The following is a 17,128-nucleotide window of genomic DNA, read 5'->3' as shown; positions in this document are numbered from 1 at the left end:
TGGAAGTAGATCATGCCAAAAAAAGTCCTATTTTGCGCCACCGTCGATTACCACTTTCAATTGTTTCACTTACCATACTTAAAGTGGTTCAAGGAACAAGGATGGGAGGTTCATGTCGCAGCTAATGGAAACATGACCCTACCTTACGTCGATGTGAAATACGAGATCCCGATTCAACGATCTCCACTCGCACAGAAGAACATAGAGGCGTACAAAATCTTAAAACATCTAATAGATAAAAACCAGTATCAGATTGTTCACTGCCATACACCAATGGGAGGAACGCTTGCACGCCTTGCAGCACGGTCTGCCAGAAAAAGAGGAACCAAAGTAATCTATACCGCTCACGGATTCCATTTTTGCAAAGGTGCTCCTTTAGCTAATTGGTTATTGTATTATCCCATTGAATGGAAGCTCGCTTCCTATACGGATTGTTTGATTACCATTAATCAGGAAGATTATCAGTTGGCGCAGAAGAGATTTAAAACGAAACATATCGAGCATGTTCATGGTGTAGGAGTAGATACGGATGAATTCAAGCCGTTATCTCGTGTGGAGAAGATGAAAGCCAGGAAGTCATTCGGTTATAAGCCGGATGACTTTTTATTGTTTTATGCGGCAGAGTTTAATAAGAATAAAAATCAAAAGCTGCTTATTCAAGCTCTAGCCTTATTGAAAAAAGAAGTTCCCAAAGCACGGTTATTGCTGGCTGGTGAGGGTTGTACATGGGCTGAGTGCAAGCAACTCGCAAAAAAACTGGGAGTAGAAAATATGGTGGATTTCCTAGGATACAGAAATGATATCAAAGAAATAGTGTCGATATGTGACGCAGTAGCGGCCTCAAGCTTAAGAGAGGGACTTCCGGTTAATATTATGGAAGCTATGGCCTGTTCTACCCCGGTAGTCGCCATCGACAATCGAGGACACCGCGAATTAGTGAGGGATAATGTGAATGGGTGGGTTCTTCCAAAAAATGAGGTTATAGAGTTTTCTGAAAAGTTGAAGTTGATCGCACAGATTGAAGATGTGAAGGAAAAACTCGGTGCAAATGGACGGAATATGATCTTGAACAAATACAGTACAAATAGGGTGATTAAACAAAACAGCCGGATTTATCAGACCTATATGGACGGAGGTGAACGGAAGCTATGGGCGGTCCGTTAAGAGTCTTGCATGTTGTGGTGAATATGAATCGAGGCGGAGCAGAAACTTTGATTATGAATCTATACCGCAACATAGACAGGTCGAAAGTTCAATTCGATTTCCTTACATGTAAAAAAGGCGTGTTCGATAAAGAAATTGAAGAAATGGGTGGGAAAATACATCGAATTCCTTACGTAACAGACGTCGGGCATAGTAAATATATCAAATCTTTACAAAAGTTCTTTCAGGAAAACCAGAACTATCGAATTGTTCATTCTCACATGGATAAAATGAGTGGGTTTGTCCTGAAAGCTGCAAAACATGAGGATATTCCAGTGAGGATCGCGCATAGTCACAATACAAGCAGTGAAGGAGGAGCGGGTGCCAAACTTTATAAATGGTATGCGGGTAAACAAGTCTCATCGGCTGCTACAGAAATGTATGCCTGTTCAAATTCAGCTGCGTACTGGCTTTTCAAGAAAAAGGCGGCATCAGCACACATCTTAAAAAACGGCATTGAACAAAAAAAATTTTCTTTTACTACTTCGGTAAGAGAAAAGGTGCGCTCATCTTTGCTTATTGGTAAAGATACATTAGTGCTTGGTCATGTTGGAAGGTTTTCACTTCAAAAAAACCACATGTTCCTTCTAGAAGTGTTTACAGAATATCGAAAGAAAAATCCCCATTCGAAATTAATGCTGGTGGGAGAGGGGGATTTAAAAGAAAAGGTTTCAGAGAAGGTGAAAGAGTTAGGGATTGAAAAAGATGTTCTTATGCTGGGAGTTCGTTCTGACATAAATGAGTTACTTCAAGCAATGGACGTATTTTTATTCCCCTCTTTCCATGAAGGGTTGCCAGTAACATTAATCGAAGCTCAAGGAGCTGGAATCCCATGTCTTATATCAGATAGGATCTCTGAAGAAGTCGATATGGGGATAAACTTAATACAACAATTGCCTATAAGTCCAACCAGATTACCTAGCTGGTTGGATGAAATTGATCGAATATCTAATGGACAACGTAAACCCATTCCCTCTGATTCTTTTAATGAAAAAGGATATAACATTAACCATACCGCAGCAAATATTCAAAGGGAGTATTTGCAACTGGGGGGTGTCGGACATTGACTACTTTAACCGTGTTCACTCCCACTTATAATCGAGCCTATTGCTTGGATAAATGTTATGAGAGTTTGAAAAAGCAAACATCTCAAGATTTCGTTTGGTTGGTTATTGATGATGGTTCTACGGATGATACGGAAGAGTTAGTGAAAAGCTGGATAGAGGAAGAGTTTATAACCATTCACTATTGCAGGCAAGAAAACCAGGGGATGCATGGTGCCCATAATACAGCTTATCAGTTAATTGAAACAGAATTAAATGTCTGTATTGACTCAGATGACTATATGCCGGAAGATGCCGTCGAAAAGATTACCACTTTCTGGAAGGAATATGGAAGTCCGTCAGTGGGAGGAATCATCGGCCTCGATGCGTATACGGATCAAAGCATTATTGGTACAAAGTTTCCTATACACATCAAGCGTTCAACGCTTTTTGATCTTTACCATAAACATGGTGTACAGGGTGATAAGAAACTAGTCTATCGAACAGAACTAACGAAAAAGTATCCTTATCCATTGTTTGATGAAGAAAAGTATGTAGGTTTAGCCTATAAATATTTCAAGTTGGATGAACAATATGAAATGTTGTTAATGAATGAAGTATTGTGTTGTGTCGAATACCTGGAAGACGGATCATCGAGAAACATGTTAAAACAATACCGGAGAAATCCCAAGGGTTTTTCCTTTTATCGAAAAGAACTTATGAAATTATCATTCACTAGTGTTCCATTTCAATTCAGGCAGTCGATCCATTATGTATCTAGTAGTCTTCTAGAAAAAAACTGGCGGTTTCTTAGTGAATCACCGAAGAAGGGGTTAACCTGCCTAGCTATCCCTCCCGGTTTTTTATTGTATTTATATATTACGAATAAAACGAAGGATGTCATCTATTGATCGTCGTTCCTTTTGAAAGGAAATGATTATGGCTCAATTATGGATGAATCTGTCCCTGGTTTTCACCTTCGCCTTTTGTGCAAGGTTTGCTGGAGTGAATATACAAACAAAAACAATGGTGCTGCCAAAGCCGAACAAGTTTTTTGTATTGTTGGCCTTAGCCACATTGGTGATTGTATCGGGATTAAGGTCGAACATTGGGGATACGTATTTCTACAAGAGGATCTATGAAATTAACGATTTCACTTGGGAGTTTATTCAATCACAAAAAGATATTGGTTTCGGCCTTTTGCAAGCCCTACTTAAAAACATATCCAGTGATCCACAAATTATGGTTTTCACTACAGCACTTATTACGAATACACTCATTATTTTGGTCCTTTACCAATATTCCAGATTATTTGAACTGAGTTTATACGTCTATATTACAGGCGGACTGTTCATCGTATCTATGAACGGAATTCGTCAGGTTCTCGCAGCTGCTATCGCCTTTACAGCACTCCGATACATTATCAATGGAAATTTGAAAAGGTACATGATCGTTATTTTCGTTGCCTCCTTATTTCATCAAAGTGCATTAGTTTTACTACCTATTTATTTTCTTGTACGTTTCAAAGCATGGTCAAAAGCAACGGTTGCCTTATTATTATTATCCGTAGCGATTGTCATTGGATTTGACCAATTTTCAGCGGTCTTATTCAGTGCGATAGAAGATACGCAGTATGGTGAATATAAAGATTTTACTGAAGGGGGAGCGAGTTTCTTAAGAGTGGTTGTTTTTGGAGCTCCTATCGTATTGGCTTATCTTGGGAGGCATAAGTTAAGAAACATTTTCCCTAAAAGTGACTATATCGTTAATTTAACCTTGGTAGGATTGGTTTTCATGATCGTTTCTACACAAAACTGGATATTTGCGAGGTTCTCCATTTACTTTACTTTATATCAATTAATTCTTATTTCATGGGTTGTTAAGCTTTTTCGTCCGAGAGATGAAAAGCTTATTTATTTGGCTATTATCGTTTTATACTTCGGGTACTTTTATTTTGAGAATGTGATCAACTTGAATTTAGAATACCGAAGTGATTATTTAACTTGGTAATAATGTTTAGGAGGTTAGTGTATGACCGTTCTGGTTACAGGTGGTGCCGGGTATATCGGCAGTCACACATGTGTAGAATTATTGAATGCTGGTCATGAAATTGTGGTGATTGATAATTTCTCCAACAGTCATCCCGAAGCATTAGAAAGAGTAAAAGAAATTACAGGCAAGACTTTTCACACGTATCATATTGATTTATTGGACAAAGAAGGATTAGAACGTATTTTTTTAGAATATGAAATTACCTGTGTGGTTCATTTTGCCGGATTAAAAGCTGTTGGGGAATCCGTATCGGAACCTCTTTGGTACTACAGGAACAACGTCATTGGAACGATTGTCTTATGTGAAGTAATGAAGAGGAATAGCGTGAAAAACCTAGTATTCAGTTCATCTGCAACTGTATATGGGGAGCCGGAAACTGTACCTATACCTGAATGTTCTTTATTGAAAACAAATAATCCCTATGGGAGAACGAAGTATATGATAGAAGAGATTCTAAGGGACCTTCATGTTGCAGATCCGGAATGGAGCATAGCCCTGTTAAGATACTTCAATCCCATTGGAGCTCATGAAAGTGGAAAGATCGGAGAGGCGCCTCAAGGTACACCAAATAATCTGCTTCCTTATATCTCTCAAGTTGCTGTTGGTCAGTTAGATGAATTGAAGGTGTTTGGTAATGATTACAAAACACAAGATGGAACCGGGGTGCGCGACTACATCCATGTTGTTGATTTATCTATTGGTCATGTCAAGGCTTTGGAAAAGGTGAAGAATGAAAAAGGAGTTCATACCTATAATTTAGGAACAGGCCGAGGATATAGCGTTTTTGAAATGGTGGAAGCGTTTGAAAGAGCTTCCGGACAGAAAATTTCCTATACGGTTTTAGGAAGACGTCCTGGAGATGTTCCAGTGTGTTTTGCAGATACGAGAAAAGCGTCCGAAGAACTTAATTGGAGAGCAGAGAGAGGAATCAATGAAATGTGTGAAGACGCATGGAGATGGCAATGGAGTAATCCGGAGGGCTATCCTTCTCTAGAAACAGATAAACAAACTTCGTTGGAGAAAGAACCGACGAAGTTTTTTGTTCCTCAAAAACAGGAGAAGGTTCTCAATGAATAAAACGAATGAATTGACCCGATTACATGTACATCATGTTTTATTAAGTGTTTACAACAGAAGCCTTGCTTCCAAAGAACTTGACGCAATCGATATGATCCAGGGAATGAAAAGAAAACTCTCCATTACTATGTCATCCATTGATAAAAGGGGTTAATCATATGAGAAAGAGAATATTGGATTTAACTGTCTCCTTAATTATGATTATCTTTTTATCTGTTATTTTCTTAGTAGTTAGTTTAATCGTAAAAATGAAAATGGGGTCTCCTATTTTATTTAAACAACAAAGACCAGGAATGAACGGAGAGCCTTTCAAACTTTATAAATTCCGCACAATGAATAACCGGATGGATGGTCACGGGAATCTTTTTTCCGATGAAGAAAGGTTGACAGCTGTTGGTAAGTTCTTAAGAAAGTATTCACTAGATGAAATTCCACAGCTATTTAATGTAGTGAAAGGAGAAATGAGTCTCGTCGGACCAAGGCCATTGCTTTTGGAATATCTTCCTTTATACAATGCCTCACAAGCAGTTAGGAATGATGTCAAACCGGGAATTACAGGGTGGGCTCAAATCAATGGAAGAAACGCTATTACCTGGGAGGAAAAATTCAAATTGGATGCCTGGTATGTAAACAACCGAACTTTCCTGCTCGATTTGAAAATCTTATTCCTAACTTTCTCAAAAGTTTTGAAAGGGGAAGGGATCCATCAGGATAATCACGTGAGCATGGAAAAATTTAAAGGTTCACAGGATGTGATGTAAATGGATGTGCTGTTGATCGGGGACGGGGGGCACAGCAAAGTTATTCAAGAAATCATTCAATCTGAAGGGAAGCACAGGGTGATCGGATTGTTGGATGATAAATATGAAAGGGGTTCAACAAGAAAGAATGTCTTTGTAGGCCCTGTCGATTCTATATTTGAAATCATAAAGGGAAATGTGGGAATCATCTTAGCCATCGGGAATAATAAAGTTCGAAAAAAACTGGTCGAGAGATTACAAATCCACCCGAGCCAGTTCGTAACTGTTATTCATCCATCAGCCATCGTAAGCCCATCAGCCAGTATTGGGCGAGGAACTGTAGTGATGCCAAAAGTGGTCGTAAATGCAAATGCTGTTGTGAACAATCACTGCATTTTAAATACAGGATCAACGGTAGAACATGACTGCTTTGTTGATCACTTCGTACATTTGTCTCCAACGGCTACATTAACTGGTCAGGTATATATAGAAGAGGGTGTGAACATAGGGGCTGCAGCTACTGTGATCCCGGGATTAAAAATTGGGTCTTGGGCAGTTATTGGAGCTGGAGCGACCGTGATCGAGGACATATCGGCAAATCAAACGGCAGTTGGATGCCCTGCCAAGGTCATTTCAAAAGCATCAGTAATATAAAAGGATGTGTGCCAATGACTGATTCCAAAATTTATTTATCGCCCCCACACATGACGGGAAATGAACAGAAGTATATCAAAGAAGCCTTTGATTCGAACTGGATTGCCCCTATAGGGAAAAATATAGATTTATTTGAACAGGATATTGCTCATTATGTAGGAGCTAAGGGAGCCGTCGCTGTCAGTTCAGGAACAGCTGCGATTCACTTAGCTCTTTCTATATTAGGTGTAGAAAAAGGTGATACAGTATTTTGTTCAAGTTTGACGTTTGTTGCTAGTGCAAACCCTATCCTTTATCAAGGCGCTGAACCTGTATTCATTGATTCTGAACCAGACACATGGAATATGTCACCGCAAGCCTTAGAACGAGCATTACTAGAAGCAAAAAGAGAAGGCCAGTTACCAAAGGCGATTATCGTCGTCCACCTTTATGGGCAATCTGCAAAAATGGATGAGATTATGTGCTTGAGTGAGGCCCACGGCGTTCCAGTAATCGAAGATGCTGCAGAAAGTTTGGGTTCTACTTATAAGAGGCGAATGACTGGGACGATCGGAAAATATGGCGTTTATTCTTTCAATGGGAACAAGATTATAACCACATCCGGTGGTGGCGCCTTAGTGTCAGATGACTTGGAAGCACTGGAGCGCGTAAGGTATTTGGCTACACAAGCCCGTGACCCCGCACTTCATTATCAACATAGTCAAGTTGGATTCAATTATAGAATGAGTAATGTCCTTGCCGGCATCGGTCGAGCTCAAATGGAGGTCATCGCAGACCGTGTGAAAACAAGGAGGGAAATTTTCAATAAGTATTATGAACAACTATCCTTTCTCCCTGGTCTCAATTTTCTGCCGGAATTTATTGAGACCGAGAGTAACCGTTGGCTGACTGCTCTTACCATCAATGAAAAAGAAACTGGAATTAGAAGTTTAGACATAGCTCATGAAATGGTTAAACACAATATAGAGATTCGTCCAGTTTGGAAACCTTTACACTTACAGCCTTTATTCAGGGACAAGAAATTCTATTCGCATCAAGAAGGAAACAGTGTTTCCGATAATCTATACGCCCAAGGGATTTGTTTACCATCCGGTTCCAGTCTTACTTCTGATGATCAGAGGAAAGTCATAGATTTCTTAACAAGTTTGGTCGAGCGTGCTGGGGTTAAAGAAGGAATTGTATGATTCTAAATGAAAAGGGATTTTTATAATGATTGGGAAAAATATAGTGGAAATTAGAAAAAGGAAGAACCTTTCGTTATCTGAATTAGCTGAACGAGCTTGTATATCCAAGTCTTATTTAAGCAATATTGAGAGGGAAATTAATCAAAATCCTTCTATATTAATGCTCCGGAAAATATCCATTGCATTAAACGTCAATCTCGAAGAAGTCCTTAATTCTGGAGAATACAGCAGATGTTCTTCCTTTCCAATAGAGAAAGAATGGATTGAGTTCGTTCATGATTTGCAATCTTCCGGCATGAAAAAAGAACAAATCCATGAGTATAAAATGATCATGGAATTCATCCGTTGGCAGAATGTACAGAAAACAGACAGAGAGTGGAAGGAGGGATAATTGAATGACCGAACCTATACGCATTCTCCAAGTGGTGGGAGGGATGAACCGTGCGGGAACTGAGACCATGCTGATGAACTTGTATAGAAACATAGATCGGAAAAGAGTTCAATTTGATTTTATATCTTATAGTCCGGAAGAGGCGCATTATGACGAAGAAATCAGACGTCTCGGCGGCAGAGTAATCCACCTTTCACATACTTATTCCATCAAAGAGCTATACCAAGTCATCAAAAAGAATGGCCCATATCAAGCCATCCACTCTCATACCCTTTTCCATTGTGGCATTGCCAATCTTACAGCCTGGTTGGCGGGTATCAAAACGAGAATTTCTCACGCTCATACCACTTTGGACAAAAGTGACACGCTGCTGAGGAAAATGTACCTTTCCTGCATGAGGGGAGCGGTAAAGTTATTTTCCACCCATTATCTGGCTTGCAGCGAAAAGGCTGGGCAGTATCTGTTCGGTAAAGTTGGCCTTTCAAATAAAAAATATGATTACTTTCCTAATCTCATCAACTATGAGGAATGTTGGAACGTGCAAGATATTGAAATAAGAGCATTAAAAAGAGAATTAGATATTGAAAACAAAACTGTAATTGGACATATTGGTAGATTCATGGATGCCAAAAACCACCGGTTCCTTTTACAAGTGATGAAGCTCCTAGTGAAAAAGGATAAGAACATCCAACTGTTGTTAGTGGGGGACGGAAATCTAAGAAAAGAAATAGAAGAGAAAGCTGAAGAGTATCATTTACAAGATCATATCCGATTCTTAGGAGTCCGACAAGACATCCCTACCCTTCTCCAATGTATGGATGTTTTTGTTTTTCCATCTACTTATGAAGGTTTAGGATTAGTCTTACTCGAAGCCCAAGCGGCTGGACTTCCATGTGTTGTATCGGAAGCCATTCAGCCGGAAGCTGATTTAAATCTTAATTTGATGTGGAATTTAGAATTATCTCAAGGACCTGATGTATGGGCTGAAAATGTTCTGAATTTAGTCGGACAGAAGGAAAGGGATAAAGAGAGAGTTAAGGATCGATTTCAAAATCACGAATATAGTATTCCGCAAGCTGTTCAAAAAGTGATGGAGATTTACAAACAGACAGGTGGGAAAGTGTATGAAAGACGTATTGATCGCTTCGTATGATATGGAAGTTGGAGGGGTTGAAAGAAGTTTAATCAGCCTTTTAAATAACTTCGATTATGAACAATATAAAGTGGATCTCATGCTCTATAGTCATACAGGAGACTTCATGGATTTACTTCCCACTTCTCCACGTTTGGTAGGTGAAATGAAGCCATATAAAACCTTTCGGATGTCCATACTTCAAACGATGAAGAGTGGACAGTTTCTGATTGGCTTAATGAGACTTCTGGCCAAGTACAGGGCAAGCAGGCACCGTTCAGAAGAAAACGGATATAAACAAATGCAATATATATGGAAGTTATTGATTCCGTATCTACCAAAATTCGAAAAGACCTATGATGTAGCCATCAGCTATTTGTGGCCACATTACTTTGTGGCTGAAAAGGTGAACGCAAAAACGAAAATCGCCTGGATTCACACCGATTTTTCTACAGTTGATACGGATGAAAAGTTGGATATTGAAATGTGGAATCACTTTGATCATATTGTTGCCGTCTCTGAAGATTGTAAAAAGACTTTTATCAAGAAATACCCATCGCTGTCTACAAAGGTAGTGGTGATCGAGAATATAGCTTCCCCGGATCTTGTAAGAGAATTGGCGGAAGAACGCACGGAAAATCCACTAGAAGCGGACAAGCGATTTAAATTAGTTACAGTTTCCAGGCTTTCCCATGCCAAAGGAATCGATCAAGCGATTGTTGCATTAAAGCTCTTAAAGGAACGTGGTTACAAAGACATCGTCTGGTATGTGGTTGGTTATGGTGGAGATGAAGAATATATGAGAAGGCTGATCAAAGAACATGAGTTAGCTGAGGATTTTATTCTTTTAGGGAAGAAAGTAAACCCTTACCCTTTTATCAAAGCAGCCGACCTATATGTACAGCCATCCCGATATGAAGGAAAGGCCGTGACGGTAACGGAAGCGCAGATTCTAAGCAAACCAGTGCTCATTACGAAATATCCAACGTCGGGAAGCCAAGTGGAAAATCGGGTGGACGGCATCATTTGTGAGAAGTCTTCGGAAGGTATTGCCGACGGAATCGAAAAGTTGTATTTACATCCATCGACCAGAAATCAATTATCATCCCATTGTGAGAAAAAGAATTTTAGCAACCATGAAGAACTGAATAAATTATATGAATTGGTATAGAAGGGAGGGAGTCATTTGGACGCAGAAAAAGTGAGTATCGTTGTCCCGATTTACAAGGTGGAAAAATATATCCATCGCTGTATCAACAGTATCCTGAATCAAACCTATAAAAATATTGAAGTTATTTTAGTAGATGATGGATCTCCGGATCAATGCGGGGATATCGCTGATCAATATGCGAACCGCGATTCGAGGGTGAAAACTTACCATAAATCAAATGGGGGTTTATCAGATGCTAGAAACTATGGGATGAATCATGTGACCGGCCACTATACGATGTTCGTAGACAGTGATGATTGGTTAGAAGTGGATGCCATTGAAAGAATGATTAACCACAGTCAGAGTTTCAATGCGGATGTTGTACAATCTGCCTTCTACTATGCGCATGATTCTTACCTTTTGTTTGATCAAAGGTACTATGCTAAAAGTGGGGATCTCCTCCTATTGGATAACGAAACGCTGATGAAAGAGCTGCTAAAAAATGAAACCGTAAAGAACTTTGCGTGGGGAAAGCTTTATAAAACAACACTGATCAAAGATATTCCATTTAAAAAAGGAGTATTGTTTGAAGATGTATATTGGGCCTACCAAGTCATGCATAGAGTGAAGATGTTCATTCACATCCAGGCTCCTCTTTATCATTATTTACAGAGAGAAGACAGCATTGTTGCGGCGTACACAGAAAGAAATCTGGATATTTTAGAAGGATTGAAAGAAAGACATGCATTCATAGAAAAGTATTATAAATCACTAACAGCAGACTCATACAGAGTGTTACTAGAAACCTCTCTTATTCATTACAACCTTCTGACCTTGAATAAAAGGGTTGATCGAAAAGGCAAACACCGTCGTAAAATTCAGCACACAATCAATATAAAATTTGAAAAATATAATGAGGCTACAGAAAATGAAGCGGAGCTGAATCGTCAGCTGCGTCTTTTTTATATTCATCCATATTTGAACATCTTCTATTTAGGGGGGAAGAAAATAGGTGGAAAATTAACATTCCGTTCACGAACGAATGGTTTAGAAAAAATTAAGGTGCTAAATAAAAATGGAGGGCAGCTTGTATGAAAAAAATATTATCGCTCATCATCACCCATTTATTCAACTGTCTTCCTATAAAAAAGAACAAAGTATTCATGTTCAGCTATTACGGAAGCCAATATGGGTGTAATCCAAAATATTTAACTCAGTACATGTTAAAGCATAAACCCGACCAATTCGAGATTGTTTGGGCATTCAATGACCCAAACACGCGCCTGATTGATGATCGAATTCGAAAAGTGAAAATTATGTCGCTAAGGTACTTTTATGAATTGTGCACTTCAAAAGTCATCATAACCAATTTCAGGAGCACAGATTTATTTGTAAAAAGAAAGAATCAAATCTATATCCAAACCTGGCATAGCTCGCTCCGTTTGAAACAAATAGAGAAAGACGCAGAACATGCATTGCCTGCTCATTATATTGATATGGCTAAGAAAGACTCCAAAAAGTGTGATCTTTTACTCTCAGGGAGTGCCTACAGCACACAAATATTCAGGCGGTCTTTTTGGTATAAAGGAGAAATTTTAGAGAAAGGGACACCCCGGAATGATCTTTTATATCAAGGTGATGTAACCAACAAAATCAAAAAGAAGTTGAACATTGAATCAAAAAAGAAAATCGTACTGTATGCGCCAACCTTCAGAAAAAATAACGACATGTCTGTTTATGATCTAGATTATGCAAAATTGAAAGAAAGCCTTACCAATCGGTTTGGTGACGAATGGATCGTTCTAGTGAAACTCCATCCTCACCTCATATCCTTAATTGATAGAATCCAAGGCGAACACATTGTTGATGTTACAAAGTATGATGATATCCAAGAACTGCTTCATATATCAGACGTATTGATTACAGATTACTCGTCATTGATGTTTGATTTCTCTATTACAAAACGCCCGTGCTTTTTATATGTTCCTGATTTAGATAATTACCAAAAACAAGATAGAAAGCTTTACTTCGCTGTCAACCAGCTGCCTTTCCTTCCAGCTCTTTCAAATGAGGAACTAGAAGGGGTGATAAGTAACTTTTCATTAAGTCATTACCAAAGAAATCTAAATTTGTTTTTACATCAAATCGGCACCTTTGAAAACGGTAGAGCGTCAGAAGAAGTAGTGAATTATATAACGGACTCTTGCTTTGGCAATAAGAGGAGTGAGTTAGATGAAGCAATATAAAATTGGATATACTACAGGGGTTTTCGATCTCTTTCACGTAGGTCACCTGAATATCTTAAAACGAGCAAAAGAGCAATGTGACTATCTAATCGCCGGTGTTAGCACAGATGATTTAGTTAAGAAATATAAAAACAAAACGCCGGTCATTCCATATGAAGATCGGAGAGAAATTGTCGAAGGGATTAAGTACGTAGATCAAGTTGTCCCACAGGTTGATAGAGATAAATATAGAGCATGGGAACGCCTTAATTTTGATGTCATGTTTGTAGGAGATGATTGGAAAGGTGATCCTTTGTTTTTTAAGTTAGAGCAAGACTTTTCAGAAGTTGGAGTAGAAATCGTGTATTTTCCTTATACGAAAGGGGTATCTTCTACCTCGGTGAAAGAGAAAATGAACGTTTAAGGTATAGGTATGTGACCTGTAAAAAGTGTCATTATACCAGTATATAATTTCAATTCTCATAGGCATTACAGTGTCGGTATGAAATAATTAATTTCAAAAAAGAAAATATTACTTCAAGAATGCTTTGTGTATATTACCTTACGATTATTGGACCAAGACACCTCATGCTATATATCACATGAAGTAAATGAATATAAAAGTAAAGGATGTAAATCATTTTGAGATTATCCCTCTTATTAAATAATAATGTGAGGCGGATTCATTAATTTATAGGATTAAAATTATTTTTTAATTGTGAATAGGAAGAGGAGGCAGGGTTAATGAAGAAGAAATTGTTATTCGTAATTGATTCATTAGATATCGGAGGGGCAGAGAAAAGCTTGATTTCATTGCTGAATCTACTTGATTATCAAAAGTTTTCGGTAAATATGATGTTATTTTCACATGGAAAGCTTCTAGAGCAGTTCTTACCAAAGGAAGTAAATGTTTTACCTCAATTAAAATTCACTCAGTATTCTAATGAAAAGCTTAACAATGCTGTTATATATTCATTTAAAAGTAAAAATTCGGCTTTGCTATTATCTAGAATAAAATATTCCACAAAAATCAGGTTAAAAAAATACAACAACCCAGAAAAAGCACGGATTTATTGGGAAACTACATCAATGGTGTTAGAAAACAATAATAAGTTTTATGATGTCGCTATAAGTTATGCTCAAGGAGTACCAACTTTTTATGTGGCAGAAAAAGTAAAAGCAAGACGTAAAGTTGCTTGGGTGAATGCTAATTACAGGTTAAATAGAAAAAACAAAAAATATCAAACTAAATTTTATGAAAGGATAGATGAAATTATTGCTGTTTCAGAAAACGCTAGGGATGTACTTGCTGAAACATTTCCAGAATTCGAGAAAAAAATGAAGGTAATATACGATATAAATAATGCAAGTTTAATCCAAAGCATGGCTCAGAAAGGATCGGGGTTTGGAGAAACATCGAGAGATTTGAGGATACTTACTATAGGGAGGCTATCCTATCAGAAGGGGTATGACATTGCGTTACAGGCTTGTGAAAAATTAATGAAACAAGGGGTGAATTTTAAGTGGTATGTTTTAGGGAAAGGACCTTTATTAAAGTTTGTAGAAAGAGAAATTATTAAAAGAGGCTTAGCGAATCACTTTATATTACTAGGTGTTAAATCGAATCCATATCCATATATAAAAAATTCGGATATATACGTCCAGACCTCAAGGTTTGAAGGTTTTGGGTTAGCCATTGCAGAAGCAAGGATGTTAAATATCCCTGTTGTTACAACTAGATTTGATGCCGTGTATAATCAAATGATCCATGAAAGAAATGGTTTGGTTGTGGATATGGATGGGCATAGCATTTTTGAAGGTATAATGAAACTTGTAAATAACCCTTCACTCAAAGAACAAATAGTAAAGAACTTAAAAGAAGAAAAGAAAGGGAATACGGAAGAGTTAGAGAAGTTTTATGAACTAATAAGTTGACTGTGAGGGATAAGAAATGAAAAAGAAAGTCCTCTTTATGATCATTAATATGAACATCGGTGGAACAGAAAAATCCCTGCTAAATAGAATAGCAGAGATGCCAAAGGAAAAGTACGAAATCACTGTTTTAATGTTAGAGAAGAAGGGTGCTTTTCTGAAATATATCCCAAGTCACGTTCATATTGACTATCTTGATGATTATCCAAGTATAAAACCTTTGATTGATAATCCTCCTTTACATGTAATTAAACAATTTATTATAAAAAAACAGTTATTAAAAGCATATAATTTCCTGAAATTGTACGTTAGATCTAAATTTGAAAAAAATAATAGTTTAATAATAAAGTACTTATTGAAAGACATAAAAAACTATAGAGATAAATATGATCAAGCAATAGCTTATGCAGGTCCAATGGACCTCATAAGCTATTTTATTCTGAATAGAGTTAGAGCTATTGAAAAAATTCAATGGATTCATTTTGATGTGACTAAGATCGGATTCAATAAAGCAAATGCTGAGAATCTATATATGAATTTCGATAAAGTTCATGTTGTTTCAAAAGAAGGCAAAAGCAAACTTCTAGAATTGCTTCCAAGTTTGGAAGGAAAAGTATATGCAAAACCTAACCAAATATCAAATACCATGATCGAACAAATGGCAGTTAAAGGAGGTGGGTTTAATGATAATTATAGTGGAATCAGATTACTCACTGTCGGACGTTTAAGTTATGAAAAAGGACACGATTTAATAATAAAGGTAGCTACGGAACTAAAGCAGAAGGGTTTAAGTTTTAAGTGGTATTGCATTGGTGAGGGAAAGGAAAGAGAACGGTATGAAAAGCTTATAAAAGAAAGTGAACTTCAGAATGACTTAATTTTATTAGGTTCAACTTCAAATCCTTATCCATATATGAAAGAGTGTGATCTATATGTTCAACCATCTAGACATGAAGGTTATTGTTTAACTCTAGCTGAAGCAAAAGTTTTTAACAAACCCATCGTTAGTACTAATTTTACAGGAGCTTACGAGCAGTTAAGCAATAGGAAAGAGGCCAGAATTGTAAATTTTGATGAACATGATATGAGTGAGAATATAATTACTTTGCTTAAAATTATTGAGAGAAAAGAGGGAGTATCATGAAAAAGGGGGATGAAAGAAAAAAAATACTTATCATGTTAAGTAGCATGAATATAGGTGGAGTAGAGAAATCTTTACTTTCTTTTTTGCAATCTCTATCAAAAAAAGATTATAACATTACTGTCCTATTACTTGAAAAGAAAGGAGAGCTTCTGAACTATATACCAAAATGGGTGAACGTTAAGGAAGCGAAATGGTACCCGGATTTGGCACCAATAATAATGCAATCGCCGCAAGCAACAGTTCATGGATTCTTAAAAGATAAAAAAATTCATAAAATACCTTCTTTTATTTTAGCTTACCTATTAGCAAAGAAACTTGATCAAAGGTATATATATTATAAGGAAGTGATGAGAAGAATACCAAAATGCCTTGAAAGGTATGACATTGCCATCGCATATCAAGGACCAACTGAAATCATAGATTACTATATAGCCAAAAAAGTAAAAGCAGTTGAAAAAATATCTTGGGTGCATTTTGATGTGTCAAAACACAAAGTTAATCATAACCTTTATAGTGAATTGTATAAAAAGTTTAACAGAATTTTTGTCGTATCAGAAATGGCTAAAAAACGGTTAGTAAAAAAGTTCCCAGAAATTCAATACAAATGTGAAAGAGTTTCCAATCTAATAGTGCCTAATATAATTATTGAAATGTCAAAAGAAAAAGTAGATTTTGATGAAGAATACAAAGGGATTAAAATTGTAACTGTAGGAAGGTTATCTAAAGAAAAAGGGCAAGATATAGCAATAAAAGTATTAAGTGAATTAAGGGAAAGAAACTATGATGTGAAGTGGTTCTGTATAGGAGAAGGAAAAGATCGTGCTTTTTATGAAGATCTCATAAAAAAATATAATTTGGAAGATAATTTTATTCTATTAGGCGCTAAAACGAATCCATATCCTTATGTTTATAGAGGGGATGTGTACGTACAACCTTCTAGGCATGAGGGTTTTTGCATGACCTTAGCTGAAGCTAAATGTTTAAGAAAGCCCATCATAACAACTAATTTTGCTGGGGCCCAGGAGCAAATAGAGAATGGGGAAAACGGAATAATAGTTAATGACGAAAAAGAGTTATATAGTAATCTAGTTAAGGTTATAGAGAAAAGAGAATATCGAGAGTACTTATGCAATAATCTTGCAATATCAGACACTAACTCCACTTGGGTATCAAGCAAAGTGGTATTTTGAAGGCATTTTAA

At 37.2% G+C, this 17,128-nt stretch carries 18 protein-coding genes; all 18 read left to right on the top strand.

Annotated elements, in window-relative coordinates; translation table 11 throughout:
• The first annotated feature begins 12 nt into the window (after window positions 1-12).
• The 18 genes from ACXADE_RS16330 to ACXADE_RS16245 all read left to right on the top strand — a co-directional run bounded on the left by ACXADE_RS16330 (window position 13) and on the right by ACXADE_RS16245 (window position 17,117).
• Complete coding sequence (locus tag ACXADE_RS16330; RefSeq protein WP_474981488.1) at window positions 13-1,164, top strand: glycosyltransferase family 4 protein; 1,152 nt, start codon at window positions 13-15, stop codon at window positions 1,162-1,164.
• Entirely contained in the window at window positions 1,149-2,270 is a 1,122-nt protein-coding gene (locus ACXADE_RS16325; RefSeq protein ID WP_474981487.1) for a glycosyltransferase family 1 protein, read from the top strand. Before ACXADE_RS16330 ends, ACXADE_RS16325 begins: the two co-directional genes overlap by 16 nt.
• On the top strand, window positions 2,267-3,157 hold the full coding sequence (locus tag ACXADE_RS16320) for a glycosyltransferase family 2 protein (protein WP_474981486.1): 891 nt from the start codon (window positions 2,267-2,269) through the stop codon (window positions 3,155-3,157). Before ACXADE_RS16325 ends, ACXADE_RS16320 begins: the two co-directional genes overlap by 4 nt.
• A gap of 28 nt (window positions 3,158-3,185) precedes the next feature.
• Window positions 3,186-4,256: an EpsG family protein gene (locus tag ACXADE_RS16315; protein WP_474981485.1), complete on the top strand. Its 1,071-nt coding sequence runs from the start codon at window positions 3,186-3,188 to the stop codon at window positions 4,254-4,256.
• A 21-nt stretch (window positions 4,257-4,277) separates the two neighbouring features.
• A complete protein-coding gene (gene galE, locus ACXADE_RS16310; RefSeq protein WP_474981484.1) occupies window positions 4,278-5,375 on the top strand; it encodes a UDP-glucose 4-epimerase GalE in 1,098 nt (365 codons plus the stop codon).
• A complete protein-coding gene (locus tag ACXADE_RS16305) occupies window positions 5,368-5,529 on the top strand; it encodes a hypothetical protein (protein WP_474981483.1) in 162 nt (53 codons plus the stop codon). Before galE ends, ACXADE_RS16305 begins: the two co-directional genes overlap by 8 nt.
• A gap of 4 nt (window positions 5,530-5,533) precedes the next feature.
• Window positions 5,534-6,136, top strand: a complete 603-nt coding sequence (locus tag ACXADE_RS16300) for a sugar transferase (protein ID WP_474981482.1) — start codon at window positions 5,534-5,536, stop codon at window positions 6,134-6,136.
• Window positions 6,137-6,769 carry an acetyltransferase gene (locus ACXADE_RS16295; protein ID WP_474981481.1) on the top strand — a complete coding sequence of 211 codons (633 nt, stop codon included), beginning with the start codon at window positions 6,137-6,139 and terminating at the stop codon, window positions 6,767-6,769.
• 14 nt (window positions 6,770-6,783) lie between these two features.
• Window positions 6,784-7,953 carry an aminotransferase class I/II-fold pyridoxal phosphate-dependent enzyme gene (locus ACXADE_RS16290; RefSeq protein ID WP_474981480.1) on the top strand — a complete coding sequence of 390 codons (1,170 nt, stop codon included), beginning with the start codon at window positions 6,784-6,786 and terminating at the stop codon, window positions 7,951-7,953.
• Window positions 7,954-7,978: 25 nt separating this feature from the next.
• Window positions 7,979-8,344, top strand: a complete 366-nt coding sequence (locus ACXADE_RS16285) for a helix-turn-helix domain-containing protein (RefSeq protein WP_474981479.1) — start codon at window positions 7,979-7,981, stop codon at window positions 8,342-8,344.
• 4 nt (window positions 8,345-8,348) lie between these two features.
• Window positions 8,349-9,497 carry a glycosyltransferase family 1 protein gene (locus ACXADE_RS16280; protein ID WP_474981478.1) on the top strand — a complete coding sequence of 383 codons (1,149 nt, stop codon included), beginning with the start codon at window positions 8,349-8,351 and terminating at the stop codon, window positions 9,495-9,497.
• Window positions 9,469-10,647 (top strand): glycosyltransferase, encoded by a 1,179-nt coding sequence (locus ACXADE_RS16275; protein WP_474981477.1) that lies wholly within the window; start codon window positions 9,469-9,471, stop codon window positions 10,645-10,647. The genes ACXADE_RS16280 and ACXADE_RS16275 overlap by 29 nt, the downstream gene beginning before the upstream one ends.
• Window positions 10,648-10,662: 15 nt before the next feature.
• A complete protein-coding gene (locus tag ACXADE_RS16270) occupies window positions 10,663-11,721 on the top strand; it encodes a glycosyltransferase family 2 protein (protein ID WP_474981476.1) in 1,059 nt (352 codons plus the stop codon).
• The gene (locus ACXADE_RS16265; protein WP_474981475.1) at window positions 11,718-12,872 is read left to right on the top strand and encodes a CDP-glycerol glycerophosphotransferase family protein; all 1,155 of its coding nucleotides are present in this window, start codon (window positions 11,718-11,720) and stop codon (window positions 12,870-12,872) included. Before ACXADE_RS16270 ends, ACXADE_RS16265 begins: the two co-directional genes overlap by 4 nt.
• Window positions 12,859-13,275, top strand: coding sequence for an FAD synthase family protein (locus ACXADE_RS16260; RefSeq protein WP_474981474.1), 417 nt, complete (start codon window positions 12,859-12,861; stop codon window positions 13,273-13,275). Before ACXADE_RS16265 ends, ACXADE_RS16260 begins: the two co-directional genes overlap by 14 nt.
• Window positions 13,276-13,595: 320 nt before the next feature.
• Window positions 13,596-14,786 carry a glycosyltransferase gene (locus ACXADE_RS16255; RefSeq protein WP_474981473.1) on the top strand — a complete coding sequence of 397 codons (1,191 nt, stop codon included), beginning with the start codon at window positions 13,596-13,598 and terminating at the stop codon, window positions 14,784-14,786.
• 16 nt (window positions 14,787-14,802) lie between these two features.
• Window positions 14,803-15,927, top strand: coding sequence for a glycosyltransferase (locus tag ACXADE_RS16250; protein ID WP_474981472.1), 1,125 nt, complete (start codon window positions 14,803-14,805; stop codon window positions 15,925-15,927).
• Window positions 15,924-17,117 (top strand): glycosyltransferase, encoded by a 1,194-nt coding sequence (locus tag ACXADE_RS16245; protein ID WP_474981471.1) that lies wholly within the window; start codon window positions 15,924-15,926, stop codon window positions 17,115-17,117. The genes ACXADE_RS16250 and ACXADE_RS16245 overlap by 4 nt, the downstream gene beginning before the upstream one ends.
• The last annotated feature ends 11 nt before the right edge of the window (window positions 17,118-17,128 follow it).

The sequence above is a fragment of the Halobacillus sp. ABR2_026 genome, from assembly GCF_056158545.1.
This window is presented reverse-complemented; position numbering and strand designations above follow the sequence as displayed.

What these genes read in the sequence shown, in the direction of transcription:
- ACXADE_RS16300 (WP_474981482.1), top strand. Translation starts at nt 5,534, where the DNA reads ATGAGAAAGAGAATATTGGATTTAACTGTCTCCTTAATTATGATTATC.
- ACXADE_RS16295 (WP_474981481.1), top strand. Translation starts at nt 6,137, where the DNA reads ATGGATGTGCTGTTGATCGGGGACGGGGGGCACAGCAAAGTTATTCAA.
- ACXADE_RS16260 (WP_474981474.1), top strand. Translation starts at nt 12,859, where the DNA reads ATGAAGCAATATAAAATTGGATATACTACAGGGGTTTTCGATCTCTTT.
- ACXADE_RS16280 (WP_474981478.1), top strand. Translation starts at nt 8,349, where the DNA reads ATGACCGAACCTATACGCATTCTCCAAGTGGTGGGAGGGATGAACCGT.
- ACXADE_RS16330 (WP_474981488.1), top strand. Translation starts at nt 13, where the DNA reads ATGCCAAAAAAAGTCCTATTTTGCGCCACCGTCGATTACCACTTTCAA.
- galE (WP_474981484.1), top strand. Translation starts at nt 4,278, where the DNA reads ATGACCGTTCTGGTTACAGGTGGTGCCGGGTATATCGGCAGTCACACA.
- ACXADE_RS16275 (WP_474981477.1), top strand. Translation starts at nt 9,469, where the DNA reads ATGAAAGACGTATTGATCGCTTCGTATGATATGGAAGTTGGAGGGGTT.
- ACXADE_RS16245 (WP_474981471.1), top strand. Translation starts at nt 15,924, where the DNA reads ATGAAAAAGGGGGATGAAAGAAAAAAAATACTTATCATGTTAAGTAGC.
- ACXADE_RS16290 (WP_474981480.1), top strand. Translation starts at nt 6,784, where the DNA reads ATGACTGATTCCAAAATTTATTTATCGCCCCCACACATGACGGGAAAT.
- ACXADE_RS16325 (WP_474981487.1), top strand. Translation starts at nt 1,149, where the DNA reads ATGGGCGGTCCGTTAAGAGTCTTGCATGTTGTGGTGAATATGAATCGA.
- ACXADE_RS16255 (WP_474981473.1), top strand. Translation starts at nt 13,596, where the DNA reads ATGAAGAAGAAATTGTTATTCGTAATTGATTCATTAGATATCGGAGGG.
- ACXADE_RS16250 (WP_474981472.1), top strand. Translation starts at nt 14,803, where the DNA reads ATGAAAAAGAAAGTCCTCTTTATGATCATTAATATGAACATCGGTGGA.
- ACXADE_RS16265 (WP_474981475.1), top strand. Translation starts at nt 11,718, where the DNA reads ATGAAAAAAATATTATCGCTCATCATCACCCATTTATTCAACTGTCTT.
- ACXADE_RS16315 (WP_474981485.1), top strand. Translation starts at nt 3,186, where the DNA reads ATGGCTCAATTATGGATGAATCTGTCCCTGGTTTTCACCTTCGCCTTT.
- ACXADE_RS16285 (WP_474981479.1), top strand. Translation starts at nt 7,979, where the DNA reads ATGATTGGGAAAAATATAGTGGAAATTAGAAAAAGGAAGAACCTTTCG.
- ACXADE_RS16305 (WP_474981483.1), top strand. Translation starts at nt 5,368, where the DNA reads ATGAATAAAACGAATGAATTGACCCGATTACATGTACATCATGTTTTA.